The organism is Vibrio hepatarius, assembly GCF_011806575.1.
Lineage (GTDB): Bacteria > Pseudomonadota > Gammaproteobacteria > Enterobacterales > Vibrionaceae > Vibrio > Vibrio hepatarius_A.
The window spans coordinates 108,825-126,068 of sequence record NZ_JAATOO010000010.1 but is presented as its reverse complement, the minus strand read 5'-3'; the positions used below and the strand labels follow the sequence as shown (position 1 = coordinate 126,068).

Here is a 17,244-nt window from a genome sequence, read left to right as displayed (position 1 = left end):
TTGATATCGTGCCGAGGTGGATATGTTAGCGCATTGGTTGAAGAAATACACAACGGACCTGTTGCCCGCTCACTGTGAAGTGTGCCAGTTGGATATTGAGGTGGAGGCCGAACTGAGTTGGTTGTGTGAGCATTGCCAACGTTATGTGGCTGAAAGCCCTCGCTGTTGCCGTTGTGGGCTACCGACACCCACGTATGTTGAGGTGTGCGGTCGTTGTTTGGTGCAACCGCCCAAGTGGCAACACGTCTATTGCGTCGGTGGTTATCAGACGCCGTTGTCGAGTTACGTCCATCGGCTCAAATTCGAGCGTCAGTTTTGGCAGGCGGCCAAGTTAGCAGAGTTGCTTGCGCCAAGAATCTCTCAGCCTGCAGAGTTGATCACCTCGGTGCCGCTGCATTGGCGGCGTCACTGGTATCGCGGTTTTAATCAAAGCGAGTTGATTGCGCTCAATATCGCTAAACGGTTAGACCTTCCGTACCAGAAGCTCTTTCAACGCACCCGCGCAACATCACCACAACAAGGAAAAAATAAACGGCAAAGAGAGCAAAATTTGCGCGGCGCTTTTAAACTAATTCAACCCGTTAACGTTAGCCACGTCGCGATTGTTGATGATGTGCTTACGACAGGCAGTACCGTGCGGCATTTATGCAAATTACTGCTTGATGCGGGGGTGAAAAGCGTTGATATTTACTGCATCTGCCGGACTCCTGAACCTTCAGAAAAAGACTAGAAAGTGAGTTTTCATCCGCAAGGGCTAGATCTTGCCAAAATCAGGAGTAGAATGGTGACTAAATAGCCTACAAATTTACTCAGGTATTCGTCGTGTCAAATCCTATTACTATTACAGAAAATGCTCAGAAGCATTTTGCTAACCTTTTGAGCCAACAGCCAGAAGGGACTAACATTCGTGTATTCGTAGTGAACCCAGGAACTCAAAACGCTGAGTGTGGTGTGTCTTACTGCCCACCTGAAGCGGTAGAAGGTACTGACACTGAGTTTGCGTTTGAAGGTTTCTCTGCTTACGTTGATGAGCTTAGCCTACCTTTCCTTGAAGACGCAGAGATCGACTTTGTGACGGACAAAATGGGTTCGCAGCTAACGTTAAAAGCACCAAACGCAAAAATGCGTAAAGTCGCTGATGATGCGCCGCTGATCGAGCGCGTTGAATACGTGATTCAAACTCAAGTAAACCCTCAGCTTGCGGGCCACGGTGGCCACGTAAACCTGGTTGAGATTACCGAAGAAGGCATTGCGATTGTTGCATTCGGCGGCGGCTGTAACGGTTGTTCAATGGTTGATGTGACGCTGAAAGAAGGCATCGAGAAGCAACTGCTTCAAGAGTTTGACGGTGAGCTCACTGCGGTACGCGACGCAACAGAGCACGACCGTGGCGAACACTCATACTACTAACTCACCGGGTGTAGAGTGAGTAGCGTTTGAGAATCATAAAGGGTTGGCTGAAATGTCAGCCCTTTTTTGATTTCCAACCCTTGGTTTTTCTCATATATTAAGAAGATTAAGCTTTGACTAAGGAGTAAGCGCGTGGCGAAAAGAACGCCGCCTGAAATATTGGCAAAAGAAACTGTGGCTCGTTCTCGATTGTTTGCAATTGAAGCTCTCGACTTACGCTTTAGTAATGGTGAAGAACGTACCTACGAACGCATGAAGCCGAGCGGTCGCAATGCGGTGATGATGGTACCGATTACCGAGCAAGGCGATATCCTACTGGTTCGTGAGTATTCTGCTGGTACGGAACGTTACGAGCTGGGTTTCCCGAAAGGGCTAATCGACCCGGGTGAGGAACCAAGACAAGCGGCGGATCGCGAACTCAAAGAAGAGATCGGTTTTGGCTCGCGTAAACTCACACCGTTGAAAGAAGTGGTGCTAGCGCCGTCTTATTTCTCCAGCAAAATGACCCTGTTTATCGCAGAGGATCTATACTCAGAAAAGTTAGAAGGCGATGAACCTGAACCATTGGAAGTGATCCGCTGGCCGTTAGCGCAAGCAGCGGAGTTACTTAACCATCTCGATTTTTGTGAAGCACGGAGTATCACCGCGCTGTTACTCGCCCTACGCACATTAGAAGCATAAAAAGAATAGGGGCGTATAGGATTTATTATGCCGATGACACAAGACCTTTCCCATCATCTTAATGCAGTGATTGACATTGCCCGGTCTGCGGGGCAATTGATTCTCGATATTTACGAGAAAAAAGAGTACCAAGAGTTCACCAAAAGTGACGAAACCCCAGTCACCAGTGCGGATATCGCCGCGCATAAATTCATTGTGGAGCAGCTATCAGAACTGACACCGGACATTCCGGTATTGTCTGAAGAAGCCGCTGATATCAGCTTAGAAAAACGCTCGCAATGGGATCGCTACTGGTTGGTGGACCCGCTGGATGGTACGCAAGAATTTATCGCCCGCAGTGGTGACTTTGCTACCATCATCGCGCTGATTGAAAATAATAAACCGATCATGGGCGTGGTTTACGGCCCAGTTTCAGGCGTGACCTATTACGCGTATGTGGGGAAAGGGGCGTGGAAGATCCCAGATATGCACGAGAGCGTGCGTATCCATAGCCATAAGCACGACGGCCGTACTTCACCAATTGCGATTGCGATCAGTCGTCGTCAAGACATCAATCGCATTACCAGTCGCATGAGCAGCGCGTGGAACTACGATTTGGTTCCGCTCGGTTCTGCGGCGTTAAAAGCGTGCTTGGTTGCAGAAGGCGCGGTCGATTGTTATCTACGTTTAGGACCAACCGGTGAGTGGGATACCGCTGCGACACAGTGTATTGTCGAAGAAGCGGGCGGGCGCATTTTAAGTACCCAATTAGAGCCGTTGTCGTACAACGAACGCGACACATTAGAGAACCCGAATTTTATCGTCCTTGGTGATGAAAGCCTGCCATGGGATGAGATTCTAAAAGTAAAAGACTAGTGTGAATTAGTAGCTTACGTGATGAAGACAAAAAGGGTTGATACTGTTGTGGTATCAACCCTTTGCTGTTTTAGGCTTTGGCGTAGACGTCTCGGTCGCCGAGCCAGCGGTCGATAATCGCAACCGCGTTGTCTGGGTAATTGTCGTGAATGTAACGTGCGATGCGCTGAACTTCTGGAATTAAGCGTTGATCTCTGACTAAGTCGGCGATCTTAAAGTCAGCCATACCGGTTTGCTTGGTGCCGAGTAGTTCACCCGGGCCACGGATTTCTAAATCACGCTGGGCGATAACAAAGCCGTCATTACTTTCGCGCAAGACCGCTAAACGCTTTTGCGCGGTTTTCGACAGAGGAGCGTGGTAGAGCAATACGCAATGGCTGGCGACGCTGCCTCGACCGACACGACCGCGCAGCTGGTGGAGCTGAGCCAGACCAAGGCGTTCGGGGTTTTCGATGATCATCAAACTGGAGTTCGGCACATCAACGCCGACTTCGATCACTGTGGTTGCGACCAATAAATGCAATTTGTTGTCTTTAAAATCCTGCATCACCGCTTGCTTCTCAGCGGGCTTCATTCGACCGTGTACTAAGCCGATTTTGACATCCGGCAGCTTGCGTTGCAGCTCTTCGGCGGTATCGGCGGCGGCTTGCGCTTCCAGTACTTCAGATTCATCAATCAGGGTGCACACCCAATAGGCTTGCTTACCTTCGGTTAAACAGGCGTGACGTACGCGATCGATAATGTCGTCGCGTTTGGTATCTGGGATGGCGACGGTTTGAATCGGCGTTCTGCCCGGGGGCAGCTCATCGATCACCGAGGTTTCTAAGTCCGCGTAGGCCGTCATCGCTAGTGTTCGTGGGATAGGCGTGGCGGTCATAATGAGTTGGTGCGGAAACGCGCCTTGCTTCTCGCCTTTTTCACGCAATTCCAAACGCTGGTGGACGCCAAATCGGTGTTGCTCGTCAATGATAACTAAGGCGAGATGGTTGAACTTGACGTGTTCTTGGAACAGAGCATGGGTACCGACGACCATTTGCGCATCACCACTGGCAATACGTTCCAGTTCGGTTTCTTTGGCTTTGCCTTTCAGCTTGCCCGCTAACCAACCGACTTTAATCCCCATTGGTTCAAACCAATTGGCGAAATTGACCGCGTGTTGCTCTGCGAGCAGTTCGGTGGGCGCCATCAATGCGACCTGATAACCGTGTTCTAATGCGCGCAGTGCCGCCATCGCTGCGACAAGGGTCTTACCTGAACCCACATCCCCTTGCACTAAACGCATCATTGGGTGCGGCTGGACTAAGTCTTGTTCGATCTCTTGCACCACACGGTTTTGTGCGTTGGTTGGAGAGAACGGCAGCTGTGCCAGCAGTTGTTGTTTGAGTTGATTGCTCTCTGGCAGCGGCAGTGCCACGTCTTTTTGTCCTTTACTACGCACCGATAACATCGATAAGTTCTGCGCCAACAACTCTTCCATGATCAGGCGCACCTGCGCTGGATGTTGTCCTTCATCAAACTGTTCTAGATTGATGTTTGGCGGTGGACGATGAATAGTATGCAGCGCTTGTGCGAGAGTAATCTGATGGTTGTAGAGCCCCGATGGTAGCAGCTCTTGCACTGCCGCTTTATCGAGCAGTGTTAATGCTTGGTCGGTGAGGTTGCGCAGGGTGGCCTGGCGCAGTCCTTCGGTAGTTGGGTAGACTGGCGTTAGGGTCTCTTCGACGTCTGCTTTTTGGTTTGGCGCGTAGAACTTGTAATCCGGGTGGACGATTTCGAGGCCAAAGCTGCCTCGTTTGATTTCACCGTAAGCGTGAACCGTTTTACCTTCGGCAAAGTTGTTTTTCATTGCAGCGGTGAAGTTAAAAAAGCGCAGCGTAATCGTGCCGTTACCGTCACTGATTTTCACCGCCAGCATTTTGCGTTTGCCAAACAAGGTATCAACGCTCATCACCTTGCCTTGTACCGCGGCCCATAAACCAGCATGCAGTTTTACGATCGGGTAAATGCGGGTACGGTCTTCGTAACGAAGTGGAAGGTGGAATAACAGGTCTTGAACGGAGTTGAGGCCAACTTTTGCGAGTTTCTCAGCGACTTTGGCGCCGACGCCAGAGAGAGAAGTAAGCGGTATCGCTGATAAAAGCTGGGACATAACAAAACTCGTAAATCATTCAATGAACTAGAGATAGTTAACCACCCAGCTGTGTATTTGTACAGGAAAAATAGTCTCTGTGCAGACGCAGGGCTACTTTTTCTGCATCTCTTTCCACCACGCTTCATCAGCAACGATTTGCCCCTCGTCGTCGAGAGGTGGATAAGGCAGGCCTTTACGTTTCGCGACTTTTGCCAGCACCGGATGACCGCGCTCAAACAAGGTGCGATGGATAGTCTCTTCTGGTAGTGAGCTGCGCGGTTTATCGTACATGCCCGCGGCGTCGCGTTGACGTTGCGCTTCGTACAGAATCACCGCGCTTGCTACCGAGACATTCAGCGACTGCACCATGCCGATCATCGGGATGATGATGTCTTGGTCTGCTAACTGCTTCGCTTGCTCTGATGCGCCGATTTTTTCACTGCCAAGAATGATTGCGGTGGGTTTGGTGTAATCGATCTCACGAAAATCAACCGCGGTGTCAGACAAGTTGGTCACCAGCACCTGCATTCCTTGGCCCTTTAGCTCTTGAATGGCTTCGGCGATCGAGTCGTGAGTTTCCACTTCGACCCAGTTGCGTGCGCCAGCAGACGTGTGGCTGAGAGTGCGCATTTCGTTTGGCCAAACCGCGTGGACTTTATGCAGACCCGTAGCATCGGCGGTACGAATTACCGCAGAGACGTTATTGGGCTTGTGGACTTCTTCCAGACACAGAGTAAGGTCGGTTTGACGAGTTTTCAGGACTTGTTGGATTCGTTGGTAGCGTTCTAGATTCATAATACAAAAATAAAAGCCCTTGAATCGGGTGATTTCAAGGGCATTCAAGTTAATTCTAAGCGTTAGTTTTTGCGTCGGCGGACTTTGAGCGTCTGCGGCATCGCTTTAATCTTACGCATAATTCCAGCCAGATGAACACGGTCTTTGGTGGTCAACAATACAGTCACTGTGTACAGTCGGCCATCGCGTTCTTCGGTCGAGAGGCCGTGAATATTCGAGCCTGTCTTAGAAATCACATTGGTCAGTTCAGCTAGAGCGCCTTGTCGATTTTGTACATCGACACGCAATTCCGCAATGAACTCTTGGTCGTAGTCTTCTGACCATTCGACCGCCATGTATTTATCTGGTTCTTTCTGGTAGCCACGTACGTTTGGACACGTTTCGCGGTGTACCACCAATCCACGACCTGGAGAAACGTGGGCGATAATGTGGTCGTCTGGAATCGGGTGGCAACAGTTGGCAAACGTTAGTAGTAGACCTTCTGCGCCGCGGATCGGCAGTTTCTTCTTCGGCTTACCGTCTGCGCTTGTCACTTCTGTTAGCTCGTCAGCATCACCGAGCAAGCGGCGTGCAATGACGATACTCATCAGTTCGCCTAGGCCGATTGCCGCTAACAAGTCTTCTAAAGTCGCAACTTTGAGTTCAGCCAAAACATGGTTGACGTTCTCTTCACTGATGTCAGTGATCGAGAGCTCACCCAGCGCGTGGTTGAGTAGACGTCGACCTAGCGTCACTGACTCTTCACGGCGCATGGTTTTCAGCACCTGACGAATCTTAGTACGCGCACGTGATGTCACGACGTAGTTCAGCCATGCTGCATTTGGTCTTGCGCCCGGCGCACTGATGATTTCGATCGTTTGACCGTTTTTCAGCGCTTTGCTCAGTGGGTATGGGTTTCGGTCGACGCGAGCGCCAACACAGGTGTTCCCCACATCGGTATGCACTGCGTACGCGAAATCGACCGCAGTTGCACCCACTGGGAGCTCAACGATACGACCTTTCGGTGTGAAGACGTAAATCTCGTCTGGGAACAGGTCTGATTTTACGTTTTCGATAAATTCGAATGAGTTGCCCGCGCTTTGTTGCAGCTCGAGTAGACTCTGCATCCAACGCTGTGCTTTGACTTGCGCTGTGGTGCCCGTGCGTTCGCCGTTGCCTTTGTAAGACCAGTGCGCCGCGACACCTTTGTCCGCCATCTGGTCCATGTCTTCAGTACGAATTTGCACTTCAACAGGCACACCGTGAGGGCCAACCATAGAAGTGTGCAAAGACTGATAGCCGTTGGCTTTCGGTACTGCGATGTAATCTTTCATTCGGCCTGGACGTGGCTTGTACAGACTATGTACTTGACCTAATACGCGATAACAGGTGTCGGCATCTTCCACCACAACACGAAACGCGTAGATATCCATAATGGTATGGAAACGCTGTTCTTTGGTTTTCATCTTGTTGTAGATGGAGAACAGGTTCTTTTCGCGCCCAACGACTCGAGCTTTCAGGCCGACCTCTTCTAGACGACCTTCAATCTCGGTATGGATGCGCTGAATCATCTCTTTGCGGTTACCGCGCGCGGCCTTAACCACTTCTTTCAATACGCGATAACGGTTTGGATACAACGCTTCAAAACCCAGTTCTTCTAACTCGGTTTTAATGTTGTGGATACCCAAACGGTGGGCAAGGGGAGAGTAGATTTCTAACGTTTCACGGGCAATGCGACGTTTCTTATCGGGGCGAAGCGCGCCCAATGTGCGCATGTTGTGTGTGCGGTCAGCCAGTTTGATCAGGATTACGCGAATGTCTTGCACCATGGCAAGGACCATTTTGCGAAAGTTCTCAGCCTGAGCTTCCTTGCGATCTCGGAACTTAAGTTTGTCCAGCTTGGACACACCATCTACCAGCTCTGCTACCGTGGTGCCAAATTGAGTTTCTAACTCTTCTTTGGTCACTTCGGTATCTTCAATCACATCGTGAAGAAGCGCTGCTTGCAACGTCTCAATATCAAGGCGCATTTCAGCCAAGATGCGAGAAACCGCAACTGGGTGGATGATATAAGGTTCCCCGCTTGAACGGGTCTGCCCTTCATGGGCATCTTTCGCTACCACATAAGATTGACGCAGAGCCTCAATTTGAGGCTCTGTTAGGTATTCTTGGGCAACGTCTTTGAGGCTATCGAATAGATACAAACTTTAGGCCCGGAAGATAGTTGTTGTGAAGAGAGTCAGATTAACGACTGTGAGCAATGCTGCTTACTGCTGCTAATTCTGCTGCTTCTTGCTCTTGTTGCTCTTGACGCTCACGTGCATCAAGAATCTCTTTCGTGATAAGACCTTCTTCGATTTCGCGTAGAGCGATAACCGTTTGCTTATCGTTCTCTTCTGGCACTAGTGAATCTTTACCGCCAGTTTGCATTTGACGAGCGCGGCGAGCCGCAATTAGAACTAGGTCGAAACGGTTGCCAACTTTTTCAACAGCGTCTTGAACAGTTACGCGTGCCATGAGGACTCCAAATAGTTAACTAAAATTTTGTATGACGAGAAATTATACAGCGTGAGTATTCCCAGTGTCTAGGACTTACTCAGCCAACAACGCATCAAGCATGCCTTTATATTTAGCAGCTTGCTTGTCTTGCTTCAATCTTTCTGCGCGAATGATGGCTTTAAAATCCATCAACGCATTGTCGAAATCATCATTGATGATCACGTAGTCGTATTCGTAGTAGTGAGAAATCTCAGACTTTGCTTCAGCCATGCGCTTAGCGATAACCGCTTCACTATCTTGACCACGTGTGTTCAAGCGGCGTTCTAATTCACCGTTTGAAGGTGGCAAGATAAAGAGGCTTTTTGCTTGTGGCATTTGCTGACGAATTTGACGCGCGCCTTGCCAGTCAATATCTAGGAACACGTCGATGCCTTTATCAAGGTTCTCTTCGATCCAGATGCGTGAAGTACCGTAGTAGTTACCGAACACTTCTGCGTATTCAAGGAATGCGCCTTGCTCGATCAGATCTTCGAACTGCTCTTTCTGTACAAAGTGGTAATGAACACCGTCTTCTTCACCCGGACGCATGCCACGAGTGGTATGTGATACAGACACTTTCATTGCGTAAGTTGGGTTTGTTTCCAGCATCGCTGAAATCAAGCTCGATTTTCCCGCGCCACTTGGTGCAGATACGATATAAAGAGTGCCTTTGCCCATAGGTACAATTCCACGTTTGATTTGGTATCGCCGAAAAGAAGTTATCGACATGTTTAAAGATAGCACTGACCGTGGTGGATCACCGAATCGGTGAAATTTAGGCCAGAAAAATGGACGCGAAGAGTAGCACAATCGAGGTGTTTTTAACAACCAGTTCTCGGCCAAGTGTGATGCCCACGGGCGTTGTGATGCGGTTTTTATGTGCTGATAAAACCACACTTGTCACGCAAATGGTTGCCATTTTACGTTATCTGGCGAGAAATCCATTGAGTTTTTATTCCAATTCCTTACAATCCGCGCAAACGATTAAATGCTGTATATCTCTAGTGATTTGGACTAGAAGTTTCTACCGCCGAGCCTATCTTGGTGACTACAGTTTTGGTGAAGCTTAGCTCTATTGTCGCACTCACAGCATTTGCTCAACGTTGCAATTTCCCCACTTTAATAGGTTTCACTGTGAGTTTCGACACCACCCTGAAAGCCCAGAATAATCCTGGCATCTTAGAGTCTGTTTTTAAAATTTCGGCGCGTAAAACCACGATCGGCACAGAGCTGTACGCGGGTTTTATCACCTTTTTGGCCATGAGCTACATCCTTGCGGTTAACCCAGCTATTTTAGGGGGTATTCCGGGGATGGATAAAGGCGCGGTGTTTACCGCAACCGCGCTGGCTGCTGCTGCCGCCACACTGATTATGGGTATTTGGGGTAACTACCCTGTGATGCTCGCACCGGGTATGAGTATGAACGGCTTCTTTAAAGGCATGCTACTGAGTGGCTCGGTTGCTTTGGTTTGGCATGAGGCGCTGTTCGGCATTTTCCTCTCGGGCGTGCTTTATCTGATCTTGTCGATGACCAATATCCGTAAGGCGATGATCGAGTCCATCCCCGAAGACCTCAAGCTTGCGATTACGGTTTCTCTCGGTTTGTTTATCGCCTTTTTGGGGCTGAAGAACGCCGGTATCATCGTGTCGAACCCAATTATTCTGGTGAGCATGGGCAACATCTCTGACCCTAAAGTCATCATCGCTTACATCAGTATTTTCATCGCTTTGGGTTGCATGGTTCGCGATATCAAACTGGCGACGTTCATTTCTTTTGTTTCCGCTATTGTGCTAACGGTGCTAGCGGATGCGTTTCTCGGCACAAATAATGCGCCAATTCCAGAGCAGATTATTTCGACTCCGCCAAGTTTGTCGGGCAGTTTTGGCGCGGTGTTTAACTTCTCCGGCTTAACCGCCGATAAGCTGTTTGATTTGCTGTTTATTGTAATTATTTTCCTTATTGTCGACTTCTTTGATGGTTTGAGCACCATCGTCGGCGTTGGCCGCGACGCTGGCATCATCGATAAAGACGGCAAAGTACCCAATGCTCGCTCAGCGCTGGTTGCTGACGCAGGTGGCACGGTGATTGGCTCTGTACTTGGTACCACTTCGATTACGGCATTTTCAGAATCTGGTATCGCGTCATCACAAGGCGCGAAGACGGGTTTGGCTGCGGTAGTAGTGGCTGGCTTGTTCCTCGTTTCGCTATTCCTTTACCCATTGTTCTCGATCTTCTCGGCAGCGATGGTCGCACCCGCGATGGTGGTGGTGGGTATCTACATGATCGGCCGATTGGGTGAAATTCAATGGGAGCAGAAAGAGTCACGCATTGCGGCTTTCTTTACCATTATGTTTACCGTGCTGAGCTTTTCTCCGGCAAATGGCATGGCGATGGGCTTTATCAGTTATGCGTTTGCGATGGTTGTGGCGGGCAAAGGCAAACAAGTGCATCCGGTGATTTTTGTGCTGTGTGCACTATTCCTCAGTTACCTGATACTGCTTTAAAACAGCGACGCGTTATTGTTAGCAATATCTAGATTTCTGCTTAATAACATGGCTTCGCATTCGCGGAGCCATTTTTTCTTCACCTTAGCGTGATAGTATTGCGCCCACATCGACACTGACAGTGGAATAAGGAAATGCCGTCTCAGTTACCGCCTTCGTTTAGCCGCCCTTTTCTCAAGATATACCATATATTGGAAGCCATGCTGCTGGTCGCGATTACGCTCGCCACCGTGTTTGCGATGGTGGAAGAGTTTATTCATATGTTTGTACAAAAGCGGGTATTGCTGACCGATATTCTGCTGATGTTCATCTATTTAGAAGTGTTGGCGATGGTGCAGCAGTTTGTCGTCAACGGTAAGATCCCGGTGCGATACCCGATTTATATCGCGATGATGGCGATAGCCCGTTATATCACGCTCGGGATGAAAGAGTTGGATGCGGTGCCTGTGGTTTGGTTGTCGCTTGCGGCGTTTATTCTTGCGGCGGCGACGTTATTGATTCGAGCCGGGCATCATTACTGGCCGTATGTCGACAGAAAGACGCAAGAAAAAGACGAATAAACCAAGCCCTGCGATTGCAGGGCTTTTTTGTGGTTGCTTGGCGTTATTCTGCCTCAACAATAGACTCATTATTCGGCGTCGTTTTGAGGGTACGAAGTGCTTGGGCGATGCGTTTGGCTAACTCATGGTTGGCGCCCGACAACGAGAGCGCAGTCCGAGTGTCTTCAACCAACCGCTGCATGTGGCTTTGAATGGTGTGCGATTCTTCTAGCTGCTTGCGGACTTTTTGGATCACATTCCCGACAGCGCTTTGACTTTGATTTGCTATCGCAATCAGTGTTTCCGTGCTGTTAACCGTCTCGTCGGCGATCTCTGAGCTGTAATTGATCACATCTGAGACTTCTTTTTGCTTCTCTATAATCAATGATGAGGTCGCCATGATGGTCTTCATCTCATTATTAATGCTCTCAGCCGAGTGGGTTGCAGTATTGGCTAACAACCTGACTTCATCGGCGACGACTGCAAATCCGCGGCCATGCTCTCCCGCGCGCGCGGCTTCAATCGCCGCATTGAGTGCCAATAAATTGGTTTGCGCTGCTATGCCTTTAATTGATTCGACTAACTGACCAATATTTTGGTTGTTTTGCTCTAGCGAAGTGAGTAATTGGGTAAACTCGAACAACTGCTTTTTGGAATCGTTAATTTGCTCTAACAAGCCGTAGAGTTTATCAATCGATTGAGAAGCGGTACTGACGGTCTCTGTCGTCGCGGCAAAGGAATCATGGGACAAACTTTCAATGTCGTTCGACTGTTGAATAAACTCTTCAATTCGCTGTGAGCTTTGGGTGATCGCATCCATCCGGTTAGACGACGCTTTTTGGACGTTACCCGCATTTGCCTCGATTTGCTCTGCGTGGTTTAGTGGGTTATCCGTCAACAGTTGTTGATACCGGGCTTCAGTCGCTTCTAACTCCGCAAGCCGCGCTGGCGTGATAGAAACAAGAGAGTCTTTGGTTGGTGATTTGAATAGTCTGATCATAACGAAGGTTGCTGGGTTTTCTGGGTATTGAGCGTTGCAAGCACACTCGCCTGGGTGGAGACACAGAAAGGAACAAGATAGGTCAACAGAATTTTACCAATGCGTGCGGGCTCAACCTCTCCCATCAATAGGGCGTCACCATGATTAATCGCCATCAATATGGTGCCGACAACCAACGCGACTTTGACAGAGCGTTTTAGAATGGAAGGGGTTTTAGCCGTAGTTATTATGTCTTTCAGCGTGATTGGATCTTGCATACTCGAGTGATTCCTTTTTATCTGATGAGAACAACAGAGAAAAAATAGCGCCCATACGAGCGCTATCTACATTAGGTATGTGGTCAAAGATATTGACGGCAGCGTTCAACACTCAACCACGCGATACCTAAGAAGACTAAATCTTTGAAGATGAAAAACTCCGTAATAGGAACACCGTCCACTACCTTCCAGACACCGGACAACGTCAGAAGGAAGCTCAGGGTGGTTAAAAAGATCACAGTAGCGGCCAAACCACTCCAGTAACCAATAAGCGGTTTCCAAACACCAATCACCATGCCGATTGCGACAATGATTTCGACAATACCAATCAGGTTAGAAACGCCTTGTACCGATAGAATGGCAAATAGCCAGTTCATCAACGGATGGCTCTCTACGAGTGGACGAATCGCTTCTGCTTCTGTAGGAGTAAACTTAAACACCCCAATCCAAAGCAGGGTTAACACCGCGCCACTTAATGCAATCAAGTAACCTTTTTCATGCTTCATTGTTTTCTCTCTCTAACGCCTATACCGTTAAGCTAACAACTGGGAAATCGATTTCTGTTTCCGCTACATGGTTGGCGTAGTTGGTGAATGTGTTGGCGACCACCTGTGCAAGGACTTCAAGCACCAGTTCATCGTCGACACCATGTTGATGGGCGGAATCTAATTGCTCGTTTCTAAGCTCGCCACGTTGTTCAACAAGCTGCTTGGCTAGCGTAATGATGGCTTGATCCAGTGCGTTGTAGGCTTTTCCTTGGCGTACAGCTAAGACTTGTTCTTGTTCAATACCAACGCTACCTGCGATCATAGTGTGTGCAGAAAGGCAGTATTGGCATTGGTTTGCCTGACCAACCGTTAGAGCAATCAATTCGCGTTGTTTTGCGGTTAAACGACCATTGCCTAGCGCCTCATTAAACGCGAGGAAAGCGTTTAATACGGTAGGTGAGTGCGCGATCGTCGCATAAAGGTTGGGTACCATGCCTAACTTCTGATGAATAGCCGTTAACGTTGCAGCTGCTTCACCTTGAGGTTGAGATACAGGAAGAATACGACTCATAATTTAATCCTTAACAGAGTTGAGTGAATGGACGCTGTTATCTTCCTATATCTAATGATACGATTTATCACTATCAGTCCAGATAAATAAACTAAGAGTCTCAATATGGATGCGTTGTCCGCATTACTTTCCCATGCTGCGCCTAAAGCTGATTTGTTTTTTTCCGGTAATCTGTGCGGCAGTTCGTGCAGTGAAGTGCATCCCGGAGAAGGGCAACTGCATTTGGTTCGCAGTGGAGAACTGGCGCTTTATGAAGAAGGCGTGCTTCGCTACACGATCAGCGAGCCGACACTGGTTGTGTTCCCCAAAGGGAAAAAGCACCGACTGCAATCGTTGACTTTGGAAGGGTGTGATCTAGTTTGCGCGGGCTTGAGTTTTAAAGACTCGCCACTGTACCGTGCACTGCCAAACGCGATAGTGGTGCCTTTGAGTGACTTGCCGTCGTTGCGCCCAGTCATCACACTATTGTTTGAAGAAGCGTTTGCAGAGCGTTATGCGCAAACCACTGTGATTGCCACGCTACTTGATTTGCTCCTCTTACTGCTGATCCGTCACTTGGTCGATACCAAAGCTTGCCAAGCCAGTGTGTTGGCAGCGCTGTCTGAGCCTAAGTTAGCCAAAGCAGTCGAAGCGATTCACTCCCAGCCAGACCAAGCGTGGACGATTGAGACGTTGGCACAACATTGTGGGATGTCGCGAGCCCGTTTTGCCGCGCTGTTTCATCAAGTGATCGGTCAGCCACCGTTGAGTTATCTCACTGAGTCTCGTTTGTTGCTCGCCCAGCAATTACTGCTGGCGGGACATCCGATTAAATCCGTCTGTTTAGATGTAGGTTATGGCAGCAGCGTAGCGTTTTCGCGTGCCTTTCAACGCCAGTTTGGCGTAACACCAAGTAAGTGGCTACAAGAGGAAGGGGCTAAAGAGTAAAAAGCCCCGCGACTGCAGGGCTTTTGAGTGGTTACTCGATGTTCTGGATCTGTTCACGCATCTGTTCAATCAGTACTTTGAGCTCGACACCGGAAGCGGTGATGTCGGTGCTGATTGATTTGGACGCTAGCGTATTAGACTCTCGGTTGAACTCTTGCATCATGAAGTCTAAACGACGTCCAACTGCGCCACCTTTCTTAAGGATGTTGTTGGTTTCTTTGACATGAGAATCTAGGCGGTCGAGCTCTTCGGCGACGTCAGATTTTTGTGCCAAAAGAATCAGCTCTTGCTCAACGCGAGAAGCGTCCAGATCGACTTTTGCTTCTTCAAACTTAGTGAACAGACGCTCGCGTTGCCATTCTAGGATTTCTGGCATGCGTGCGCGAACTTTAGTCACTTCGTCTGAAATGGCGCTTAGGCGCTGGTCGATCAGGGCTTTCATGTTTTCGCCTTCACGGCCACGCGCTTCGATAAACTCATCGATTGCAGCGTCAAATGCGCTAAGCAAGTCTTTGTTCACTGCGTCCATGTCTTGCTCTGGCGTTTCCATCACACCTGGCCATTGCATTACTTGGAATGGGTTAATGCGACTACGCTCACCAGTCATGTGCATGACTTGCTCTGCAGCTTTAACAACTTGTTCGGCAAGGGTTTCGTTAATCGTCAACTCACCCTTAGCGGCTGGGTTGGCTTCAAAACGCAGGGCGCATTCCACTTTACCGCGCGCCAATTTCTTACGAAAACGTTCGCGAAGGATCGGCTCTAGGCCACGAAATTGCTCAGGTAAGCGGAAGTAAGTTTCTAAATAACGTTGGTTAACCGAACGGATTTCCCAAACGGCGCTGCCCCAATCGCCTTTCGCTTCTTTACGGGCGTAGGCAGTCATACTATAAATCATCGAATTTTCCTGTTTTATCATCTTTGAAAATAACGCAAGGGCATAGTAGCACAAACCGAGCATGACCACTTAATGTACATAGCTTTGTTTTGTAAACTTCGCTATAATCTTGCCCCAACCAAATTTGTCTCCCCCTATCACCAGATAGCTAACTAAGGTAGAGCCAATGCGTCCAAACGATCGCAAGGCGGATCAAGTTCGCCCAATAAAAATCACTCGTAACTATACTGCTTATGCTGAAGGCTCTGTGTTAGTCGAGTTCGGTAATACCAAAGTCCTATGTAATGCGACTGTTGAAGAAAATGTGCCTCGTTGGTTGAAAGGCCAAGGTAAAGGCTGGGTAACGGCAGAATACGGTATGTTGCCACGTTCAACGCATTCACGCATGCGCCGTGAAGCCGCAAATGGCAAGCAAGGCGGTCGTACAATGGAAATCCAACGCCTAATTGCGCGTAGTCTGCGTGCAGTCGTCGATTTGGAAGTGATGGGCGAAATCATGGTGACAGTAGACTGTGATGTCATCCAAGCCGATGGTGGTACACGTACGGCGTCAATCTCAGGCGCGAGTGTCGCAATGGCGGACGCATTCCAACACCTTATCGACAACGGCAAGCTAAAGAAAAACCCAATGAAAGGTCACGTTGCTGCAGTGTCTGTTGGTCTACTAGGTCAAGATGTATTGTGTGACCTAGAATACGTTGAAGATTCTGCCGCTGACACGGACATGAATGTGGTGATGACCGAAGATGGTCGCATGATTGAAGTGCAGGGCACCGCAGAAGGCGAACCGTTCAGCCATGAAGAGCTGTTGTCGCTGCTTGAGTCGGCGAAGAAAGGCATTGTCGAGATCGTCGCAGCGCAGAAGGCGGCGTTAGAAAATTAATGATTAAGATGGCTTCCCTGATACGGAAGCTATTTTTTTGCCTGTACGATTTTTCGGTACCTAGGCGTTGAGAGTAAAAACTGTAACTTAGAGAGAAAGCAATGAAAGCATACCAGCGTGAATTTATTGAGTTTGCACTAGAGAAACAAGTCCTGAAATTTGGCGAGTTCACTTTAAAGTCAGGTCGTAAGAGTCCTTATTTCTTTAACGCTGGTCTTTTCAACACTGGTCGTGATTTGGCGCGCTTAGGTCGTTTTTACGCGGCGGCATTGGCAGATTCCGCTATCGATTTTGATGTGCTATTTGGACCTGCGTACAAAGGCATTCCTATCGCAACGACCACGGCGGTTGCGCTGGCTGACCACCACGATGTGGATACACCGTACTGCTTTAACCGTAAAGAAGCGAAAGACCACGGTGAAGGCGGCAGCTTGGTGGGTAGTCCTCTGGAAGGGCGCATTATGCTGGTGGATGATGTGATCACCGCAGGTACCGCGATTCGTGAGTCGATGGAAATTATTCAGGCAAACGGTGCAGATCTAGCGGGAGTGCTGGTGGCTATCGACCGTCAAGAGAAAGGTAAAGGTGAGCTGTCTGCGATTCAGGAAGTAGAGCGCGACTTTGGTTGTGCGGTGATTTCTATCGTTAGCTTGGGCGACTTGATTACTTACCTAGAAGAAAAAGGTAATGCGACTGAGCACCTAGCAGCAGTAAAAGCGTACCGCGCTGAATACGGCATCTAGTCGTTCGAAATCAAACCGTAAAAAAGGGTCTCCATTGGAGACCC

Annotated in this window: 19 protein-coding genes and 1 riboswitch; of the genes, 9 read left to right on the top strand and 10 right to left on the bottom strand. The window is 49.0% G+C overall.

What is annotated here, in order from left to right; genetic code table 11:
- The first annotated feature begins 22 nt into the window (after nt 1-22).
- The 4 genes from HCZ42_RS10345 to cysQ all read left to right on the top strand — a co-directional run bounded on the left by HCZ42_RS10345 (nt 23) and on the right by cysQ (nt 2,946).
- Nucleotides 23-730, top strand: coding sequence for a phosphoribosyltransferase family protein (locus HCZ42_RS10345; protein ID WP_167420629.1), 708 nt, complete (start codon nt 23-25; stop codon nt 728-730).
- Between the two features lie 92 nt (nt 731-822).
- Nucleotides 823-1,410: a Fe-S biogenesis protein NfuA gene (gene nfuA, locus HCZ42_RS10340; RefSeq protein ID WP_053409972.1), complete on the top strand. Its 588-nt coding sequence runs from the start codon at nt 823-825 to the stop codon at nt 1,408-1,410.
- Nucleotides 1,411-1,542: 132 nt separating this feature from the next.
- On the top strand, nt 1,543-2,091 hold the full coding sequence (nudE, locus tag HCZ42_RS10335; protein ID WP_167420628.1) for an ADP compounds hydrolase NudE: 549 nt from the start codon (nt 1,543-1,545) through the stop codon (nt 2,089-2,091).
- Between the two features lie 27 nt (nt 2,092-2,118).
- On the top strand, nt 2,119-2,946 hold the full coding sequence (gene cysQ, locus HCZ42_RS10330; RefSeq protein ID WP_167420627.1) for a 3'(2'),5'-bisphosphate nucleotidase CysQ: 828 nt from the start codon (nt 2,119-2,121) through the stop codon (nt 2,944-2,946).
- A gap of 70 nt (nt 2,947-3,016) precedes the next feature.
- Here cysQ and recG read toward each other — a convergent pair whose 3' ends face one another.
- The 5 genes from recG to gmk all read right to left on the bottom strand — a co-directional run bounded on the left by recG (nt 3,017) and on the right by gmk (nt 9,067).
- Nucleotides 3,017-5,095, bottom strand: coding sequence for an ATP-dependent DNA helicase RecG (recG, locus tag HCZ42_RS10325; protein WP_167420626.1), 2,079 nt, complete (start codon nt 5,093-5,095; stop codon nt 3,017-3,019).
- A gap of 93 nt (nt 5,096-5,188) precedes the next feature.
- Nucleotides 5,189-5,872, bottom strand: a complete 684-nt coding sequence (gene trmH, locus HCZ42_RS10320; RefSeq protein WP_167420625.1) for a tRNA (guanosine(18)-2'-O)-methyltransferase TrmH — start codon at nt 5,870-5,872, stop codon at nt 5,189-5,191.
- A gap of 62 nt (nt 5,873-5,934) precedes the next feature.
- Nucleotides 5,935-8,055, bottom strand: a complete 2,121-nt coding sequence (spoT, locus tag HCZ42_RS10315; protein WP_167420624.1) for a bifunctional GTP diphosphokinase/guanosine-3',5'-bis pyrophosphate 3'-pyrophosphohydrolase — start codon at nt 8,053-8,055, stop codon at nt 5,935-5,937.
- Nucleotides 8,056-8,095: 40 nt separating this feature from the next.
- Entirely contained in the window at nt 8,096-8,368 is a 273-nt protein-coding gene (rpoZ, locus tag HCZ42_RS10310; RefSeq protein ID WP_004410883.1) for a DNA-directed RNA polymerase subunit omega, read from the bottom strand.
- 75 nt (nt 8,369-8,443) lie between these two features.
- The gene (gmk, locus tag HCZ42_RS10305) at nt 8,444-9,067 is read right to left on the bottom strand and encodes a guanylate kinase (RefSeq protein ID WP_167420623.1); all 624 of its coding nucleotides are present in this window, start codon (nt 9,065-9,067) and stop codon (nt 8,444-8,446) included.
- 293 nt (nt 9,068-9,360) lie between these two features.
- Nucleotides 9,361-9,460: riboswitch (purine riboswitch) on the top strand.
- Nucleotides 9,461-9,523: 63 nt separating this feature from the next.
- Here gmk and HCZ42_RS10300 point away from each other — a divergent pair.
- Both HCZ42_RS10300 and HCZ42_RS10295 read left to right on the top strand, forming a co-directional pair.
- Complete coding sequence (locus HCZ42_RS10300) at nt 9,524-10,894, top strand: NCS2 family permease (protein ID WP_167420622.1); 1,371 nt, start codon at nt 9,524-9,526, stop codon at nt 10,892-10,894.
- A gap of 134 nt (nt 10,895-11,028) precedes the next feature.
- Nucleotides 11,029-11,454, top strand: a complete 426-nt coding sequence (locus HCZ42_RS10295; protein ID WP_053409980.1) for a phosphate-starvation-inducible protein PsiE — start codon at nt 11,029-11,031, stop codon at nt 11,452-11,454.
- A 43-nt stretch (nt 11,455-11,497) separates the two neighbouring features.
- On the opposite strand, the gene HCZ42_RS10290 is transcribed toward HCZ42_RS10295, so the two are convergent.
- The 4 genes from HCZ42_RS10290 to HCZ42_RS10275 form a co-directional block, all read right to left on the bottom strand.
- Nucleotides 11,498-12,433: a methyl-accepting chemotaxis protein gene (locus tag HCZ42_RS10290; protein ID WP_167420621.1), complete on the bottom strand. Its 936-nt coding sequence runs from the start codon at nt 12,431-12,433 to the stop codon at nt 11,498-11,500.
- The gene (gene nrtS / locus HCZ42_RS10285) at nt 12,430-12,690 is read right to left on the bottom strand and encodes a nitrate/nitrite transporter NrtS (RefSeq protein ID WP_167420620.1); all 261 of its coding nucleotides are present in this window, start codon (nt 12,688-12,690) and stop codon (nt 12,430-12,432) included. The genes HCZ42_RS10290 and nrtS overlap by 4 nt, the downstream gene beginning before the upstream one ends.
- Nucleotides 12,691-12,773: 83 nt before the next feature.
- A complete protein-coding gene (locus tag HCZ42_RS10280) occupies nt 12,774-13,196 on the bottom strand; it encodes a DUF417 family protein (protein WP_167420619.1) in 423 nt (140 codons plus the stop codon).
- A gap of 19 nt (nt 13,197-13,215) precedes the next feature.
- Nucleotides 13,216-13,749: a carboxymuconolactone decarboxylase family protein gene (locus HCZ42_RS10275; RefSeq protein ID WP_167420618.1), complete on the bottom strand. Its 534-nt coding sequence runs from the start codon at nt 13,747-13,749 to the stop codon at nt 13,216-13,218.
- 105 nt (nt 13,750-13,854) lie between these two features.
- On the opposite strand from HCZ42_RS10275, the gene HCZ42_RS10270 reads away from it, so the two are divergent.
- Entirely contained in the window at nt 13,855-14,676 is an 822-nt protein-coding gene (locus tag HCZ42_RS10270; RefSeq protein WP_167420617.1) for an AraC family transcriptional regulator, read from the top strand.
- A gap of 31 nt (nt 14,677-14,707) precedes the next feature.
- Here HCZ42_RS10270 and HCZ42_RS10265 read toward each other — a convergent pair whose 3' ends face one another.
- Nucleotides 14,708-15,574, bottom strand: coding sequence for a YicC/YloC family endoribonuclease (locus tag HCZ42_RS10265; RefSeq protein ID WP_167420616.1), 867 nt, complete (start codon nt 15,572-15,574; stop codon nt 14,708-14,710).
- Nucleotides 15,575-15,740: 166 nt separating this feature from the next.
- Between HCZ42_RS10265 and rph the strand changes: the two genes are divergently transcribed.
- Together rph and pyrE are read left to right on the top strand one after the other, a co-directional pair.
- Nucleotides 15,741-16,457 carry a ribonuclease PH gene (gene rph / locus HCZ42_RS10260; protein WP_167420615.1) on the top strand — a complete coding sequence of 239 codons (717 nt, stop codon included), beginning with the start codon at nt 15,741-15,743 and terminating at the stop codon, nt 16,455-16,457.
- Nucleotides 16,458-16,558: 101 nt separating this feature from the next.
- Nucleotides 16,559-17,200, top strand: a complete 642-nt coding sequence (pyrE, locus tag HCZ42_RS10255) for an orotate phosphoribosyltransferase (RefSeq protein ID WP_167420614.1) — start codon at nt 16,559-16,561, stop codon at nt 17,198-17,200.
- Nucleotides 17,201-17,244 lie beyond the last annotated feature (44 nt).